The 19,257-nt window shown below is 58.8% G+C and carries 7 protein-coding genes and 1 pseudogene; 7 read left to right on the top strand and 1 reads right to left on the bottom strand.

All coding sequences use genetic code 11. The features are described 5' to 3' along the window. The first annotated feature begins 75 nt into the window (after nt 1–75). A complete protein-coding gene (locus tag CAY53_RS00930) occupies nt 76–1,149 on the top strand; it encodes a hypothetical protein (RefSeq protein WP_146106347.1) in 1,074 nt (357 codons plus the stop codon). Between the two features lie 51 nt (nt 1,150–1,200). On the opposite strand, the gene CAY53_RS13290 is transcribed toward CAY53_RS00930, so the two are convergent. Then, a complete protein-coding gene (locus CAY53_RS13290) occupies nt 1,201–1,875 on the bottom strand; it encodes a hypothetical protein (protein WP_245874828.1) in 675 nt (224 codons plus the stop codon). Here CAY53_RS13290 and CAY53_RS13280 point away from each other — a divergent pair. From CAY53_RS13280 to CAY53_RS00905, 6 genes and pseudogenes are all read left to right on the top strand, one after another. Then, nucleotides 1,774–3,834: pseudogene (locus CAY53_RS13280) on the top strand (hypothetical protein); the annotation flags it as partial. The gene CAY53_RS13290 and the pseudogene CAY53_RS13280 sit on opposite strands and share 102 nt — an antisense overlap. Nucleotides 3,835–3,917: 83 nt before the next feature. After that, nucleotides 3,918–4,148 carry a calcium-binding protein gene (locus tag CAY53_RS14010; protein ID WP_146106527.1) on the top strand — a complete coding sequence of 77 codons (231 nt, stop codon included), beginning with the start codon at nt 3,918–3,920 and terminating at the stop codon, nt 4,146–4,148. Beyond that, entirely contained in the window at nt 4,115–10,138 is a 6,024-nt protein-coding gene (locus CAY53_RS00920) for a putative Ig domain-containing protein (protein ID WP_146106345.1), read from the top strand. The genes CAY53_RS14010 and CAY53_RS00920 overlap by 34 nt, the downstream gene beginning before the upstream one ends. A gap of 404 nt (nt 10,139–10,542) precedes the next feature. Further along, entirely contained in the window at nt 10,543–11,223 is a 681-nt protein-coding gene (locus tag CAY53_RS00915; protein ID WP_146106344.1) for a hypothetical protein, read from the top strand. Nucleotides 11,224–11,243: 20 nt separating this feature from the next. Beyond that, nucleotides 11,244–13,223 carry a calcium-binding protein gene (locus CAY53_RS00910; protein WP_104935541.1) on the top strand — a complete coding sequence of 660 codons (1,980 nt, stop codon included), beginning with the start codon at nt 11,244–11,246 and terminating at the stop codon, nt 13,221–13,223. 26 nt (nt 13,224–13,249) lie between these two features. After that, the gene (locus CAY53_RS00905) at nt 13,250–19,219 is read left to right on the top strand and encodes a putative Ig domain-containing protein (protein ID WP_104935540.1); all 5,970 of its coding nucleotides are present in this window, start codon (nt 13,250–13,252) and stop codon (nt 19,217–19,219) included. Nucleotides 19,220–19,257: the final 38 nt, after the last annotated feature.

Below are 19,257 nucleotides of genomic sequence, written 5' to 3'. Positions count from 1 at the left end.
CTTGCCAGTGGGCAGCAGGGGGAGCTATACTGGCGATAGCTTAAGATTCCTCTAACATACTTTGTGAGGGATGCCATGTCGCTCTGTGTTTCTTCCGGTTTGTACCTTCCTTTTTCTCCGTCTTCTCCATCCTTTTTCCGGAATGGCCCGGGCACAGAGCCTGCCCTGGCCCGGCTGCCAGCCAGGCCTGCGGCGGGCAGATGTCCGGGCTGGGCTCTTTTCGCTCTTCTGCTGCTGACGCTGTGTTGCGCTCTGGCTTTGCCACCCATGGCGCAGGCCGGGGAAAAGCAGGGCCAAGTCAAACCGCGCGTGAAGTATTATCAGATCAAAGACACCGGCTGGAACGTATGCCGGGACATGGTGAAAAATCTGAACAAGCTGCAACCTTCACAAGCCTCGTTTTGGTGCAAGCTGCGTTTTCATCCGGATATGCCGCAATTCAGCGAACCGGAGTGGGAAGTGCTGAAGATTGAGGACAACTGGCAGATGATTTACGAGTTGAGCAACTACTGGGTAAAAACTTCTGATCGCCTACCATTTGCGAAATGGCGGGCGCAATACCTTCGCGATATGCAGAACGGTTATATAGAAGGGGAGAAGTTGCCGAGTGGCGTGTCATACAGACTTCCTTTTCGTCCAAGCCTGCGCAGGGCAAAAGTGCGTTTTGAGCAAAATGGCCCCTTGGTCACGGTAGTGTCCTATACTGGTCTGTCATTGGCTGAGCAGGAAAATTTTTGCGAAACGCTTTACACAACCTGCCCATACAACCGACAAAAGTTATTCTATACAGATTATTGTAACAATTATGAGAAGTGTATATCCAGTGTGGCAAAGAATAATGGTTACGATAATTTTTATCGCGCCTTCGACATGTCATGTATTTATCCTTCAGGACTGGTAGACGACTTTATTTATCTGTATGTGCCCGAAAATGAACTATACCCAGGAAGTAGTTCTTATTATAGGCCTTTGGAAAACATTCCTGACAACAGATGGTTTTTTAGTCGATGTGGGCGACAACTTTTTTTATATAAAGGGAGGGCTTTCAGCATATCCAAAGACCATACAATCTGCCGGGCTAAAAAACGGGAAGATGCATCAATTGATTTTTATATGTTTAGCGATATCTGTACGATCACGAACGATTGACTATATGAACCATAACACTGGAGGTGGATCATGGCGATTAATGGACGCGCTTTAACTGACCAGCAATACGAAGAACTGCGTTATATTCTGATCAAACAACTGGAGGGATTTACTCAGACTCCATATTTTGATGCGGATTATAATCCGAATGCTAGTCATGATCCACTGATCACCATTGGTGTTGGTTTTAATATTGATGGTGGTAGGAATAATCATGTTCTTGATAGGGTGCTGAGCGCTGTGTATCCCACCAATCAGGTGGCAGCACGAGCGGTCAAATATCTGATTCAAACTACCGCAACTGTGGCCCGACAAGATTTGAACACAGCTCGAAATAATCTCAATGCCGCTCTGGCTGTATTGAATAACCCTACATCCAGCCCAGCCGCCCTGTCTGCGGCCCGGCAGCAACGCGATGCGGCCCAGCAGAAACTCGATGCGGCCCAGCGTGTGCTGGACAGAGACACGCTGAGAACCACTCAGACAAACACTGGTGCGGCTCGCCAGCGAAGAAATAACGCTCTGGCAGCCCTGTTTGATGCGGCTGTCAATGCGGCAACAGGGGGAACTGTATCTGCATTTACAATGACCAATACCCAGATCAGAGCAGTGTTTGATGGGCTTATGGATACCAACGACACTACTCAAGGCAACAATAATACTACAATTGTTACATGGCGCTGCTTTGAAGAAAAGGTGAACGGTGAAATTAACAGGCAGACTCATCCCCAAACAGGCATAACTTCGGCAGACTATACGACACCGGTAATTAGCAGATCATACGAACGAGTTGTTTTGGCTTCATTGGCATATAATAATCCGGTGCTGTTGGGGGGCAGGTTAAGTGCTGCCATTAATGCACAAAGAACAACAAATGGTGTTACCGATATTGAGGGCATGGCGCGGGATCGAGCCGAAGCATGGTACGAGATTCGCTACAACAGCGGCAATCAGTACAAGCGGCGCATTATCGAATCCGAGGTGTTCGGGTTGTATGAAAATGCCGCTGCGGTCACGGCAGAAGACGCCCGGGGCGTGTACAGTGTGTACACCAGACACAACCGGCAGGGGAACGGCAGTAACAGCAATTATATGAATACCGCCTGGGATAGAGCCCGGAGGACGGCGTTTACCAATGCCAACGGCGATATTGCCGTCATAAACGCCGAGCTGGCCCGGAGGAATGCCGGGATTACCATTTCCCAGGCAAGCGGGCTTCAGGATCAGCTCAACGCGGCCCGGGATGCGATAGTGGCGGAGTTGAACGCCGGTAACCCCGGCCTCAATCTGCATGCTGCTGATTTTGATGCCACCGAGGTTTTCGCCGTGTATTCAGGGACTCCACTTGCCGGTACAGGGCAGAACAACATCCTGCTCGGGAATACGAGTCTGGGCAACACGAACGGTGTCGCCCTGAATGGTGGTGGCGGCAATGACGTGCTGGTGGGGGGCACCGGCCGGGACTACCTTGACGGCGGCCCCGGCCACGACACCCTTATCGGCGGAGCGGGGGAAGACACCTATGTCGTGGTCGAGGGCAGTCACGATACGATCATCGACAGCGGCAGGAATCACATTCTCTACCGGGATCGTAACGGTCATGAAACGCTGATTGCCGGGACGTTTCAGGCGGCGGCAGGCAGCGGCAGCGAATTTGAAAGCCTTGTGAGGAATGCGGACGGCAGCCCCAGGCATCGTCTGGCGTTTCATTCCCCGGGCGTTCTGACCATCAACGGGAATACCAGCATCACCTTTGCCAAGCAGACGAGTGCGGCGGATTTTGCCGATGGCGCCTTCGGCATTCGCCTGCGGGAGGCGCATCAGGATGGTCCGGACTCCATCGATGCGGATTACAGCCAGTGGGAGCGGTTTTATCTGGCGGTGAGCCTGAAAGCGGCGCCGAAAGGCGGTCGGATTGTCGGCAGCAGGCGCAACGACTATCTGACGGGCAGCGAGTACGGCGACCGGATCGAGACCGGTGACGGAGCCACCAATCTGGTTCTGGCCCACGGCGGCGACGACTTCATTCTGGGCGGAGCGGGCAACGAGTTCATCCGTGCGGGCAACTTTCTGCAGCCGGGTGCGCCGGAGAGCGACAACGACCATGTCGAGGGGGGTGGCGGCAGCGATATCATCTACGGCGGCGGCGGAGCGGATGTGCTGTACGGCGGTTTTGCCGCAGACGATATCGAGGCGGCGAGTGGAGGGCCCGGCGACTGGGTGGCGGGCGAAGAAGGAGACGATGCGCTTATCGGCAGCGGCGGCAGGGATTTTCTCTTTGGCGGCGGAGGCAGTGATGAGCTTCGGGGCGGGGCGGGAGATGATTTGATTCTGGGGGATGGGCATTACCAGATACGCCTGCAGACCCAGACTCTGACGGGCTCGCTCAACGGTATTCCGGTAGCGCGGGAGTATTACTGGGACACAGCCACAGGCGAGATGCGGCAGATCCGCAACCTGAGCGATAGCATCGTGATGGTTCCCAGGGGGCAGATGTTTTACGGCTGGGGCTGGACTGTGGGGGCGGATTATGATTTTTCCTTTGCCCCTGGAATGAACCTGAGCCTGCAGACCCGTGTGGCGGCGGATCCGGGGGACGACTATATCGACGCCGGTTCCGGCAACGACTGGGTAGCGGGTCAGGCGGGCAGCGACGTTATCTATGGTGGGGACGGCGACGATATCCTGTACGGAGACGATGCCGTGGCTCTGCCGGAGGGCATGGCAGAAGGCGATGACATGCTGGTTGGGGGAACGGCGCGGACAGGCTGTACGGTGGTGGCGGAGATGATCAGTTGTATGCCTCTGAAGACGACGGTGCAAAAGACCTGGTGTACGGCGGCGCGGGCCACGACGAGCTGTGGGCCGGCAGCGGCGGAGACGAGCTGTACGGCGAGGCTGGCAATGACACCCTGAATGCCGGTTCCGGGGGAATACGCTGCTGGACGGCGGAACTGGCGACGATGTGTACTACAGCGGCGTTGGCGAATCGACCATGAGGGACGAGAGCGGCAATGACCGCTACCATCTGCAAAGGATGACGTTTGGGACAGCCGGTTCGGTGACCCGGATAGATGACCGGGACGGCAAGGGGAGTGTATGGCTGAACGGGCAGTTGGTCAGAGGCGAAGATCTGAGGATTGTGTCCGATACAGTCCGCCAGACAGCGGATGGCGGCTACACGCTGACCAAAGCCGGCAACACGCTGTATGTGACCATGGGTGGCCAAAAGGGACATGTGGAGATTCTGCACTGGCAGGATGGGGATCTGGGGATAAGTTTTCAGGGTGGTGAAACGCCGCCAGAGCCTCCGAAACCTGTCAACCACGAGCCGGTGCTGTCTTCTCCGCTTGCGGATGCTGCGGGCAAGGCTGGGGAGGACTTCAGCTATGTGCTGGCGGCCGGGGCCTTCAGCGATCCGGACGGCGATGAGCTTTCGTACAGCGCGAGTCTGGCGGACGGTTCGGCGCTGCCCTCCTGGCTGAGCTTCGATGCGGCGAGCCGGACCTTCAGCGGCAGGCCGGGCGCGGCCGGAACCTGGGAGGTGAAAGTCGTGGCCTCTGACGGGGAGTTCAGCGTATCTGATGTGTTCAGGCTGAGCGTGGCGGCAGCACCTGTCAACCACGAGCCGGTGCTGTCTTCTCCGCTTGCGGATGCTGCGGGCAAGGCCGGGGAAGACTTCAGCTATGTGCTGGCGGCCGGGGCCTTCAGCGATCCGGACGGCGATGAGCTTTCGTACAGCGCGAGTCTGGCGGACGGTTCGGCGCTGCCCTCCTGGCTGAGCTTCGATGCGGCGAGCCGGACCTTCAGCGGCAGGCCGGGCGCGGCCGGAACCTGGGAGGTGAAAGTCGTGGCCTCTGACGGGGAGTACAGCGTATCTGATGTGTTCAGGCTGAGCGTGGCGGCAGCACCTGTCAACCACGAGCCAGTGCTGTCCACCCCGCTTGCGGATGCTGCGGGCAAGGCTGGGGAAGACTTCAGCTATGTGCTGGCGGCCGGGGCCTTCAGCGATCCGGACGGCGATGAGCTTTCGTACAGCGCGAGTCTGGCGGACGGTTCGGCGCTGCCCTCCTGGCTGAGCTTCGATGCGGCGAGCCGGACCTTCAGCGGCAGGCCGGGCGCGGCCGGAACCTGGGAGGTGAAAGTCGTGGCCTCTGACGGGGAGTTCAGCGTGTCTGATGTGTTCAGGCTGAGCGTGGCGGCAGCACCTGTCAACCACGAGCCGGTGTTGTCTTCTCCGCTTGCGGATGCTGCGGGCAAGGCTGGGGAAGACTTCAGCTATGTGCTGGCGGCCGGGGCCTTCAGCGATCCGGACGGCGATGAGCTTTCGTACAGCGCGAGTCTGGCGGACGGTTCGGCGCTGCCCTCCTGGCTGAGCTTCGATGCGGCGAGCCGGACCTTCAGCGGCAGGCCGGGCGCGGCCGGAACCTGGGAGGTGAAAGTCGTGGCCTCTGACGGGGAGTACAGCGTGTCTGATGTGTTCAGGCTGAGCGTGGCGGCAGCACCTGTCAACCACGAGCCGGTGCTGTCTTCTCCGCTTGCGGATGCTGCGGGCAAGGCTGGGGAGGACTTCAGCTATGTGCTGGCGGCCGGGGCCTTCAGCGATCCGGACGGCGATGAGCTTTCGTACAGCGCGAGTCTGGCGGACGGTTCGGCGCTGCCCTCCTGGCTGAGCTTCGATGCGGCGAGCCGGACCTTCAGCGGCAGGCCGGGCGCGGCCGGAACCTGGGATGTGAAAGTCGTGGCCTCTGACGGCGAGTACAGCGTGTCTGATGTGTTTACTGTAACGGTTGAGGCAGGTGCTGCGGCAAGCGTTATCCGGGGCACGAACAGCAGCGATGTTCTGAAGGGCACGGCTGCCGGAGAGATCCTGTTTGGCCTGGCGGGGAATGATACGCTGGATCCTGGCGGGGGCCGTGACCTGGCCCAGGGGATGGCTGGCAATGACAACTATGTATTTTCAAAAGGTTATGGTCATGACACCCTCTTTGACAACTACTATGAGTGGGACGGTGCCGGGTCGAGCTTTGCCGGAGTGGACAAGCGGTACCATGCGGGCAACGACACGCTCATCATGCGGGATCTGAGTCGTGAGCAGGTTGTGATGCGGCTTTCTGGTGATGACCTCGAGATCGGCATTAAAGAGGAGGGCAAGGCCTTTTCCGGGCTTTCTGATGTGCTGACCATCAAAAACTGGCGGAACCCCAACAACCGCATCGAGACGATCCGGTTTACGGACGGCGACATCACCGCCCAGAACCTGACCGGCTACCTGACATTCGGCGACGAAGGGCAGAACTTCACCTGGACGGAGAGTGCGGCAGATCTCAGTCTGGGCTCTGGCAACGATACCATCACCACCGGCAACTATGGGGACACGGTTATCACCGGCAGCGGGGCGAACAAAGTGTTTACCTCTGGCGGCAATGACAGCATTCATGTCTCTGCCGGGGCTTCCGGTTCGATTGTTCAGGGCGGAGTGGGCAACGACAGCTACAGCTATGGCAGGGCCGGCGGCCGGGTGAGTCTCTTTGACAACTACTCTGAGTGGGACGGCGCCGAGTCGAGCTTTGCCGGAGTGGACAAGCGGTACCATGCGGGCAATGACACGCTCATCATGCGGGATCTGAGTCGTGAGCAGGTTGTGATGCGGCTTTCTGGTGATGACCTCGAGATCGGCATTAAAGAGGAGGGCAAGGCCTTTTCCGGGCTTTCTGATGTGCTGACCATCAAAAATTGGAAGAACGCCAACAACCGCATCGAGACGATCCAGTTTACGGATGCCAGGGTGACGATTGCCAACCTGAGCCTCGAGACCAGCGATATGGGCGACAGCCTGTCCTGGACAGACAGCGCGGTGCGTGTCACAGGCGGCTCTGGCAACGATACCATCACCACCGGCAACTATGGGGACACGGTTATCACCGGCAGCGGGGCGAACAAAGTGTTTACCGCTGGCGGCAACGACAGCATTCATGTCTCTGCCGGGGCTTCCGGTTCGATTGTTCAGGGCGGAGTGGGCAATGACAGCTACAGCTATGGCAGGGCCGGCGGCCGGGTGAGTCTCTTTGACAACTACTCTGAGTGGGACGGCGCGGAGTCGAGCTTTGCCGGAGTGGACAAGCGGTACCATGCGGGCAACGACACGCTCATCATGCGGGATCTGAGTCGTGAGCAGGTTGTGATGCGGCTTTCTGGTGATGACCTTGAGATCGGCATTAAAGAGGAGGGCAAGGCCTTTTCCGGGCTTTCTGATGTGCTGACCATCAAAAACTGGAAGAACGCCAACAACCGCATCGAGACGATCCAGTTTACGGATGCCAGGGTGACGATTGCCAACCTGAGCCTCGAGACCAGCGATATGGGCGACAGCCTGTCCTGGACAGACAGCGCGGTGCGTGTCACAGGCGGCTCTGGCAACGATGTCATCACCACCGGCAACTATGGGGATACGGTTATCACCGGCAGCGGGGCGAACAAAGTGTTTACCTCTGGCGGCAACGACAGCATTCATGTCTCTGCCGGGGCTTCCGGTTCGATTGTTCAGGGCGGAGTGGGCAACGACAGCTACAGCTATGGCAGGGCCGGCGGCCGGGTGAGTCTCTTTGACAACTACTCTGAGTGGGACGGCGCCGAGTCGAGCTTTGCCGGAGTGGACAAGCGGTACCATGCGGGCAACGACACGCTCATCATGCGGGATCTGAGTCGTGAGCAGGTTGTGATGCGGCTTTCTGGTGATGACCTCGAGATCGGCATTAAAGAGGAGGGCAAGGCCTTTTCCGGGCTTTCTGATGTGTTGACCATCAAAAACTGGCGGAACGCCAACAACCGCATCGAGACGATCCGGTTTACGGACGGCGACATCACCGCCCAGAACCTGACCGGCTACCTGACATTCGGCGACGAAGGGCAGAACTTCACCTGGACGGAGAGTGCGGCAGATCTCAGTCTGGGCTCTGGCAACGATGTCATCACCACCGGCAACTATGGGGATACGGTTATCACTGGCAGCGGGGCGAACAAAGTGTTTACCGCTGGCGGCAACGACAGCATTCATGTCTCTGCCGGGGCTTCCGGTTCGATTGTTCAGGGAGGAGCGGGCAATGACAGCTACAGCTATGGCAGGGCCGGCGGCCGGGTGAGTCTCTTTGACAACTACTCTGAGTGGGACGGCGCCGAGTCGAGCTTTGCCGGAGTGGACAAGCGGTACCATGCGGGCAACGACACGCTCATTATGCGGGATCTGAGTCGTGAGCAGGTTGTGATGCGGCTTTCTGGTGATGACCTCGAGATCGGCATTAAAGAGGAGGGCAAGGCCTTTTCCGGGCTTTCTGATGTGTTGACCATCAAAAACTGGCGGAACCCCAACAACCGCATCGAGACGATCCGGTTTACGGACGGCGACATCACCGCCCAGAACCTGACCGGCTACCTGACATTCGGCGACGAAGGTCAGAACTTCACCTGGACGGAGAGTGCGGCAGATCTCAGTCTGGGCTCTGGCAACGATACCATCACCACCGGCAACTATGGGGACACGGTTATCACCGGCAGCGGGGCGAACAAAGTGTTTACCGCTGGCGGCAACGACAGCATTCATGTCTCTGCCGGGGCTTCGGGTTCGATTGTTCAGGGCGGAGCGGGCAATGACAGCTACAGCTATGGCAGGGCCGGCGGCCGGGTGAGTCTCTTTGACAACTACTCTGAGTGGGACGGCGCGGAGTCGAGCTTTGCCGGAGTGGACAAACGGTACCATGCGGGCAACGACACGCTCATCATGCGGGATCTGAGTCGTGAGCAGGTTGTGATGCGGTTTTCGGAGGATGACCTCGAGATCGGCATTAAAGAGGAGGGCAAGGCCTTTTCCGGGCTTTCTGATGTGCTGACCATCAAAAACTGGAAGAACCCCAACAACCGCATCGAGACGATCCAGTTTACGGATGCCAGGGTGACGATTGCCAACCTGAGCCTCGAGACCAGCGATATGGGCGACAGCCTGTCCTGGACAGACAGCGCGGTGCGTGTCACAGGCGGCTCTGGCAACGATACCATCACCACCGGCAACTATGGGGATACGGTTATCACCGGCAGCGGGGCGAACAAAGTGTTTACCGCTGGCGGCAACGACAGCATTCATGTCTCTGCCGGGGCTTCCGGTTCGATTGTTCAGGGCGGAGCGGGCAACGACAGCTACAGCTATGGCAGGGCCGGCGGCCGGGTGAGTCTCTTTGACAACTACTCTGAGTGGGACGGCGCCGAGTCGAGCTTTGCCGGAGTGGACAAGCGGTACCATGCGGGCAACGACACGCTCATCATGCGGGATCTGAGTCGTGAGCAGGTTGTGATGCGGCTTTCGGAGGGTGACCTCGAGATCGGCATTAAAGAGGAGGGCAAGGCCTTTTCCGGGCTTTCTGATGTGCTGACCATCAAAAACTGGCGGAACCCCAACAACCGCATCGAGACGATCCAGTTTACGGACGGCGACATCACCGCCCAGAACCTGAGCCAGTATCTGAGCTCTGACGGAAAAGCCCTGAACCTGAGTGGAGCCAGGGATGCATCCGGGAGCGGTGCGGATGCGGGACGAGCGGCCATGCTCTCCACTGACCGCAAGGCGCCCTTTGTCCTGGCAGAGGCAGCGGAGCCTCTGAAGGGTCTCCAGGGGCTGGGGGACTCCGGACCGAAGGGGGCGCGCCTGTGTCTGGACAGTCCGGAGGCCGGAGGGTCTGGGGATGCGCAAAAAGCCCCTCTGCATCTGAGCGGGTCGGTGTTCACGGCCCTTTCTGAAGCGGGCCCGCCTGCAGACAGCCTTTTTGTGGCCAATGCCACAGGCTCTGCCCTGGATGACCGGGACTGCATCCTCTACAACACCACGGCAGGGGCGCTTCGTCACGGCCTGGACGCTGCAAACGCAGGAGCTGCGATCCAGCTCTCCGGAGCGGATGAGCGGGAGAAGCCCAGGGTCAACGAGCTGTTTGCCGTTTGCTGAACCGGCGTTCCGGGCTGATTCTGGGGAGTACCGACACCAGAAGCCAGAGCTTTACGGCGGATGCGGAGCACAAAAACACCTGGCACGGCGGGGGCGTTGTTTATACATCAGGGCTTGCCAGTGGGCAGCAGGGGGAGCTATACTGGCGATAGCTTAAGATTCCTCTAACATATTTTGTGAGGGATGCCATGTCGCTCTGTGTTCCTTCCGGTTTGTACCTTCCTTTTTCTCCTTCTTCTCCATCCTTTTTCCGGAATGGCCCGGGTACAGAGCCTGCCCTGGCCCGGCTGCCAGCCAGGCCTGCGGCGGGTAGATGTCTGGGCTGGCTCTTTTCGCTCTTCTTCTGCTGGTACAGTGCTGCTCTTTGGTCTTGCTCTGTTACCATGCTCCGTCGTTTTCTTTCCGTGCTGCTGCTCCTGCCGCTGTTTTGCAGTCTGACCGTACTATCTGTGGCGCAGGCCGGGGCTGTGCAGCCGTCTTTGGCCGGGGCGGCGAAGGAAAATTATACTGTTGACACAGAGCCCGGCTTTTACAAGTCGCCAGCATATCGAAATATGCTGACCATGGACAGGATTGAGTACGACTGGCTGTACAAGATCAACATGGATTTCATCAAAAACGGGCTTGCCGCCTATTATAAATCTGGCGACAAAGACTACATGCGCCGGGCACTGGTCTCAAAAGGGTATAAATTTCATATTGCGCCCACAATCGATGAACGCTGGGAGGTGGATGGCAGGCCCGTTTGGCAGCCGGCCAGACTCGCTTCCATGGCAACGCATGTCTACAGCGATTTATTCTGCGATTATCAGCAGGAGTATAAGGGCGATATTTACGAATACTGGCTGCTTGAGATGGGGGTCAATGGGCGGGAATATGGCTACCGGTACTGCGAGTTCATTATCACCAAAGCGCCAGCCAGAGAGGCCCTGCGAAGCATGATCTATCAGTCGACAAAATTTGTCAGGGAATACAAGGTGGATGATGCTTTTACCATCGTATACCCGCAGACAAAGTTTGAAGCCACGATGCTAGGCCAGGGATTGATCCGCTGCCCTGGCTGTTGTGACGGCATAAGCCGATAACCTTTTTCAAGGAGAACAACATGAATGCGGAATTGATGCAACTCTATTTCAATTTTCTGGCGCTTTCATACAAGAATGAACTGAACTACACAAAGCTGGTCGAGGAAGCCGTGGACGACGGCGAGGGCGGCGAGCTGACGCGTAAGGTGGAAAGATCGTTCACCTTAAGCAGAAAGGCCCATTATGAGCGCAACGTCACGGGTGGGCAAAATGCGGCCTATTCGGCATTGGAACAACTTGGCATAAAAAACTTAACGCAACTCCGGGCCTGGTATAAAGCGCACCCTGACCTTGGGACATTTGAGGAAAACTGGAAGAGTGAACAGAGCGGAGGCAACCTGCCCGCCTGCCACCAGCTTGGCGGGGCAAGCGGCAATACCAGCTACCGCTATATCGGACCGGACGGGGCGACGCTGACAGACGGGACGCATACGGCAACCCTGAAAGCGGGCTTCCAGTTTGTGTTTGATAAAGAACAAAGATTACTGAAAAACGACCCCATCAACGGCGGCACCTACGACATCAACCCGCCCGGCGGAACTCCGAACGGGGCCTGGCGGCATTATGAAGCGGATGTGCGCACCTGGATTGCCTGGGGCAACCAGTCTGAGGCAAATGGAGACACAACAAGTGTTGGCGAGCGCTATATTGCCTGGCTGAAAGCGGTCAGGGTAGCCCCTGATGGCGGGTACAGCGCAGGACGTTTGGGAATTGGTGGAGAAGATGGAGAAAAGGTCCTGCAGGCTACGGAAAACGAAATTAAAGTAATAAAAAATCTGCTATCACGCCTGTATGCGATTGACCCTTCTTTGAAGTCTGCCACAGCCAACGAGGGGAAGGGCTTTGCTCTTGCTGCCGCACTGTGCGGCGTATATATGATGGCTGCGGAAAATTCTCACCCAGCCTCCTTGTTGACTAAGGCATACCAGGCACTGGAGCCATTTCCCAGCCAGAATGGCAGCGTAAAATGTATTTCCGAGTGGTCAGATGTCAATTCTCTGGTAGCGGCGGCCAAAGCAAGCATGGCGGTTCGCTATGCCCTGTTGCACAATCTGCCGTTTGTGGTGGATGCGGGAGAAAAATTTTACGCACCGTTCAATCAGAATGGAGAACTGGATTATGGTACTGGCCATCCTGCAGGCATAACGGATGAATATCTCCGGGATCGTGCGCTCTTTCTGGCAGCGCAATCGGCATACTGGCAAGAGCATGCATTTGTTTTTTCCAGCAGTGCTCCCTGGACGGATTACATTGACGACGAGCTGAGTAACACAACATTCCGTTATTTTACAGGAGAAGGGCCCGGTACATTTGATGTGTATTTTGAAGACAGGGCGACAGGCATAAAATTGCCTGAAAAAATGGATGTTCCTCACTATATCTTTGGCACTGACAGATCGGACACGTACGACGGCAGCGGATACCACGTTGTCCAGCATGTGTATGGTGGCGCAGGAAACGACATTATCATAACCGGCGATGGCGACGACTATATTGAGGGCATGGTGGGTGACGACTACCTTGATGCCCGTGGCGGAACCAACGTTTTAATAGGCGGGGCGGGCAACGATATCTATGTCATTGATCCCCGAATCAAAGCAGTCAACACCATTATTGACGATGGTGAGAACAGACTCAGAGTTTACGAGAGCAAGAGCAATCAGTGGCAGACCTACAGTGGTTATTTCACGCGCAGCAGCAATGACAGCAATACCTTTACGAGTGCCGATGGACAGGCCAGCTTCACCTTTCATTCGCCAGCGACTCTCAGCATAGGAGAAAGCACGGTCACCTTTCAGAACCAGACATCGCCATCCGAGTGGCGCAATGCCTTTGGGATTGTGCTGAGCGATGGTCTGGGCGAGGACGCGATTGTGGCGGACATGAGTATCAGGAATCTGAACCTGGGTCTGAACTTCCGGCTGGCGGAGCGGGGGCACATATCATTGGCGGGCGGAAGAACGACAATATCACAGGCAGCAGCTTCAATGACCGGATAGAGACCGGCGACGGGGCCAGCAGCATTGTGCTGGCGCTTGCAGGAGACGACCGGATAGACGGGGGCTCCGGGACAGACTATATCCGTGCCGGCATCTCAGGCCCTGGGCCGGGGCAGACGGACAATGACATGGTTCAGGGCTATGGCGGCTCGGATATCATATACGGCGGGGCTGGTCTGGACTTTCTCTATGGCACGCATGCAGGTGATGATATTGAAACCGAAACGGCTGCCAGTAAAGAGACTGGCGACTGGGTGGCCGGCGAGGACGGAGCGGACGTGATCTATGGGTCGAACAAAGGAGACTTTCTGTTTGGCGGGGGTGATGGCGACAGGATTTTTGCCGGTGCAGGCAATGATCTGATTCTTGGTGATGGCCACTGCCAGTTGACCCTGCAGTACCAGAGCCTGTCCGGGACCCTGAACGGCAAGCCGGTGGCGCGGGAGTACACGTGGAACCGTGATGCGCAGGAGCTTTTGCAGTCGAACAGCACGGTGCTGGCGCCTAGGGCGCTGGTCTTTCAGGGCTGGGGCTGGACTCTGGGAGAGGACTACGACTTCAGCCTGAGGGCCAGGGCCGCGCTCAGCGGCCTGGAGCGGGATGCTGCAAACGGCGGGGATGACTGGATCGACGCGGGTTCCGGCAACGACTATGTGGATTCGGGGTCCTCGGGCCGGCACAATGTGCTGATCGGGGGCAGCGGCCGGGATGTGCTCGTTGCCCGCGGCCTGGGCAATGAGCTGTGGGGCGGGGGGCTGTCCGCGCCTGACGGGGAGAGCGATACCTTTGTGGTGCGGGGGCGGGCGTGGACGGATGCATCCGCAGTGACGGTGATTCACGATGCGGAGGCGGGGGATGGGCTGATTCTGGGGAGTACCGACATCAGAAGCCAGAGCTTTACGGCGGATGCGGAGCACAAAAACATCTGGCACGGCGGGGGCATGACGCTGAGCCTTTCGGGCGGCAATCTGTCCATTCAGAAGAATGGCGGAGGCAGGGTTGTGATCGAGCATTACCAGAAGGGGCTGCTTGGTCTTTCGGTGGCCGGCGAGGGTTCAGGCGGTGGAGGCGAAGGCGGCGGCGAAGGCGGCGGAGGCGGCACGGTCAATCCCAATCGCGCGCCTGAGCTTTTGCTGGCCAATGAGAGCCAGACGATCAAACGCGACGCGGCCTGGGACTATGTTCTGGGTACAGTGAGCGACCCTGATGGCGACGCGGTCACCTGCCAGGCGGCGCTGCTCATGGATGATGGCAGCACGACAGCGCTTCCGGCCTGGCTCGCGTTTGACCAGGCCAGGCTGGCGCTTACCGGTACGCCTGGCCGGGGTGATATGGGCAACCTGCAGATACAGGTCACAGCAACCGACTCGAAGGGTGCGAGGACGAGCGGCATTTTTGCCCTGACGGTAACGGAAAACCACGAGCCGGTGCTGTCCACCCCGCTTGCGGATGCTGCGGGCAAGGCTGGGGAAGACTTCAGCTATGTGCTGGCGGCCGGGGCCTTCAGCGATCCGGACGGCGATGAGCTTTCGTACAGCGCGAGTCTGGCGGACGGTTCGGCGCTGCCCTCCTGGCTGAGCTTCGATGCGGCGAGCCGGACCTTCAGCGGCAGGCCGGGCGCGGCCGGAACCTGGGAGGTGAAAGTCGTGGCCTCTGACGGGGAGTTCAGCGTATCTGATGTGTTCAGGCTGAGCGTGGCGGCAGCACCTGTCAACCACGAGCCGGTGCTGTCTTCTCCGCTTGCGGATGCTGCGGGCAAGGCCGGGGAAGACTTCAGCTATGTGCTGGCGGCCGGGGCCTTCAGCGATCCGGACGGCGATGAGCTTTCGTACAGCGCGAGTCTGGCGGACGGTTCGGCGCTGCCCTCCTGGCTGAGCTTCGATGCGGCGAGCCGGACCTTCAGCGGCAGGCCGGGCGCGGCCGGAACCTGGGAGGTGAAAGTCGTGGCCTCTGACGGGGAGTACAGCGTATCTGATGTGTTCAGGCTGAGCGTGGCGGCAGCACCTGTCAACCACGAGCCAGTGCTGTCCACCCCGCTTGCGGATGCTGCGGGCAAGGCTGGGGAAGACTTCAGCTATGTGCTGGCGGCCGGGGCCTTCAGCGATCCGGACGGCGATGAGCTTTCGTACAGCGCGAGTCTGGCGGACGGTTCGGCGCTGCCCTCCTGGCTGAGCTTCGATGCGGCGAGCCGGACCTTCAGCGGCAGGCCGGGCGCGGCCGGAACCTGGGAGGTGAAAGTCGTGGCCTCTGACGGGGAGTTCAGCGTGTCTGATGTGTTCAGGCTGAGCGTGGCGGCAGCACCTGTCAACCACGAGCCGGTGTTGTCTTCTCCGCTTGCGGATGCTGCGGGCAAGGCTGGGGAAGACTTCAGCTATGTGCTGGCGGCCGGGGCCTTCAGCGATCCGGACGGCGATGAGCTTTCGTACAGCGCGAGTCTGGCGGACGGTTCGGCGCTGCCCTCCTGGCTGAGCTTCGATGCGGCGAGCCGGACCTTCAGCGGCAGGCCGGGCGCGGCCGGAACCTGGGAGGTGAAAGTCGTGGCCTCTGACGGGGAGTACAGCGTGTCTGATGTGTTCAGGCTGAGCGTGGCGGCAGCACCTGTCAACCACGAGCCGGTGCTGTCTTCTCCGCTTGCGGATGCTGCGGGCAAGGCTGGGGAGGACTTCAGCTATGTGCTGGCGGCCGGGGCCTTCAGCGATCCGGACGGCGATGAGCTTTCGTACAGCGCGAGTCTGGCGGACGGTTCGGCGCTGCCCTCCTGGCTGAGCTTCGATGCGGCGAGCCGGACCTTCAGCGGCAGGCCGGGCGCGGCCGGAACCTGGGATGTGAAAGTCGTGGCCTCTGACGGCGAGTACAGCGTGTCTGATGTGTTTACTGTAACGGTTGAGGCAGGTGCTGCGGCAAGCGTTATCCGGGGCACGAACAGCAGCGATGTTCTGAAGGGCACGGCTGCCGGAGAGATCCTGTTTGGCCTGGCGGGGAATGATACGCTGGATCCTGGCGGGGGCCGTGACCTGGCCCAGGGGATGGCTGGCAATGACAACTATGTATTTTCAAAAGGTTATGGTCATGACACCCTCTTTGACAACTACTATGAGTGGGACGGTGCCGGGTCGAGCTTTGCCGGAGTGGACAAGCGGTACCATGCGGGCAACGACACGCTCATCATGCGGGATCTGAGTCGTGAGCAGGTTGTGATGCGGCTTTCTGGTGATGACCTCGAGATCGGCATTAAAGAGGAGGGCAAGGCCTTTTCCGGGCTTTCTGATGTGCTGACCATCAAAAACTGGCGGAACCCCAACAACCGCATCGAGACGATCCGGTTTACGGACGGCGACATCACCGCCCAGAACCTGACCGGCTACCTGACATTCGGCGACGAAGGGCAGAACTTCACCTGGACGGAGAGTGCGGCAGATCTCAGTCTGGGCTCTGGCAACGATGTCATCACCACCGGCAACTATGGGGATACGGTTATCACCGGCAGCGGGGCGAACAAAGTGTTTACCTCTGGCGGCAACGACAGCATTCATGTCTCTGCCGGGGCTTCCGGTTCGATTGTTCAGGGCGGAGTGGGCAACGACAGCTACAGCTATGGCAGGGCCGGCGGCCGGGTGAGTCTCTTTGACAACTACTCTGAGTGGGACGGCGCCGAGTCGAGCTTTGCCGGAGTGGACAAGCGGTACCATGCGGGCAACGACACGCTCATCATGCGGGATCTGAGTCGTGAGCAGGTTGTGATGCGGCTTTCTGGTGATGACCTCGAGATCGGCATTAAAGAGGAGGGCAAGGCCTTTTCCGGGCTTTCTGATGTGCTGACCATCAAAAATTGGAAGAACGCCAACAACCGCATCGAGACGATCCAGTTTACGGATGCCAGGGTGACGATTGCCAACCTGAGCCTCGAGACCAGCGATATGGGCGACAGCCTGTCCTGGACAGACAGCGCGGTGCGTGTCACAGGCGGCTCTGGCAACGATACCATCACCACCGGCAACTATGGGGACACGGTTATCACCGGCAGCGGGGCGAACAAAGTGTTTACCGCTGGCGGCAACGACAGCATTCATGTCTCTGCCGGGGCTTCCGGTTCGATTGTTCAGGGCGGAGTGGGCAATGACAGCTACAGCTATGGCAGGGCCGGCGGCCGGGTGAGTCTCTTTGACAACTACTCTGAGTGGGACGGCGCGGAGTCGAGCTTTGCCGGAGTGGACAAGCGGTACCATGCGGGCAACGACACGCTCATCATGCGGGATCTGAGTCGTGAGCAGGTTGTGATGCGGCTTTCTGGTGATGACCTTGAGATCGGCATTAAAGAGGAGGGCAAGGCCTTTTCCGGGCTTTCTGATGTGCTGACCATCAAAAACTGGAAGAACGCCAACAACCGCATCGAGACGATCCAGTTTACGGATGCCAGGGTGACGATTGCCAACCTGAGCCTCGAGACCAGCGATATGGGCGACAGCCTGTCCTGGACAGACAGCGCGGTGCGTGTCACAGGCGGCTCTGGCAACGATGTCATCACCACCGGCAACTATGGGGATACGGTTATCACCGGCAGCGGGGCGAACAAAGTGTTTACCTCTGGCGGCAACGACAGCATTCATGTCTCTGCCGGGGCTTCCGGTTCGATTGTTCAGGGCGGAGTGGGCAACGACAGCTACAGCTATGGCAGGGCCGGCGGCCGGGTGAGTCTCTTTGACAACTACTCTGAGTGGGACGGCGCCGAGTCGAGCTTTGCCGGAGTGGACAAGCGGTACCATGCGGGCAACGACACGCTCATCATGCGGGATCTGAGTCGTGAGCAGGTTGTGATGCGGCTTTCTGGTGATGACCTCGAGATCGGCATTAAAGAGGAGGGCAAGGCCTTTTCCGGGCTTTCTGATGTGTTGACCATCAAAAACTGGCGGAACGCCAACAACCGCATCGAGACGATCCAGTTTACGGATGCCAGGGTGACGATTGCCAACCTGAGCCTCGAGACCAGCGATATGGGCGACAGCCTGTCCTGGACAGACAGCGCGGTGCGTGTCACAGGCGGCTCTGGCAACGATACCATCACCACCGGCAACTATGGGGATACGGTTATCACCGGCAGCGGGGCGAACAAAGTGTTTACCGCTGGCGGCAACGACAGCATTCATGTCTCTGCCGGGGCTTCCGGTTCGATTGTTCAGGGAGGAGCGGGCAATGACAGCTACAGCTATGGCAGGGCCGGCGGCCGGGTGAGTCTCTTTGACAACTACTCTGAGTGGGACGGCGCCGAGTCGAGCTTTGCCGGAGTGGACAAGCGGTACCATGCGGGCAACGACACGCTCATCATGCGGGATCTGAGTCGTGAGCAGGTTGTGATGCGGCTTTCTGGTGATGACCTTGAGATCGGCATTAAAGAGGAAGGCAAGGCCTTTTCCCGGCTTTCTGATGTGTTGACCATCAAAAACTGGAAGAACCCCAACAACCGCATCGAGACGATCCGGTTTACGGACGGCGACATCACCGCCCAGAACCTGAGCCAGTATCTGAGCTCTGACGGAAAAGCCCTGAACCTGAGTGGAGCCAGGGATGCATCCGGGAGCGGTGCGGATGCGGGACGAGCGGCCATGCTCTCCACTGACCGCAAGGCGCCCTTTGTCCTGGCAGAGGCAGCGGAGCCTCTGAAGGGTCTCCAGGGGCTGGGGGAATCCGGACCGGAGGGGGCGCGCCTGTGTCTGGACAGTCCGGAGGCCGAAGGGCCTGGGGATGCGCAAAAAGCCCCTCTGCATCTGAGCGGGTCGGTGTTCACGGCCCTTTCTAAAGCGGGCCCGCCTGCAGACAGCCTTTTTGTGGCCAATGCCACAGGCTCTGCCCTGGATGACCGGGACTGCATCCTCTACAACACCACGGCAGGGGCGCTTCGTCACGGCCTGGACGCTGCAAACGCAGGAGCTGCGATCCAGCTCTCCGGAGCGGATGAGCGGGAGAATCCCAGGGTCAACGAGCTGTTTGCCGTCTGCTGAACCGGCGTTCCGGGCAGGGGGGCGGTGCTGCCCCCTGC

Source organism: Desulfobulbus oralis (assembly GCF_002952055.1).
In the GTDB taxonomy this organism is placed as follows: domain Bacteria; phylum Desulfobacterota; class Desulfobulbia; order Desulfobulbales; family Desulfobulbaceae; genus Desulfobulbus; species Desulfobulbus oralis.
The sequence above is the reverse complement of the archived record's forward strand: the minus strand, read 5'-3'. Positions and strand labels throughout refer to the sequence as shown.

Coding starts and splice junctions, on each gene's coding strand:
- CAY53_RS00910 (WP_104935541.1), top strand. CDS start 11,244: ATGAATGCGGAATTGATGCAACTCTATTTCAATTTTCTGGCGCTTTCA.
- CAY53_RS13290 (WP_245874828.1), bottom strand. CDS start 1,875: ATGAGTCTGCCTGTTAATTTCACCGTTCACCTTTTCTTCAAAGCAGCG.
- CAY53_RS00930 (WP_146106347.1), top strand. CDS start 76: ATGTCGCTCTGTGTTTCTTCCGGTTTGTACCTTCCTTTTTCTCCGTCT.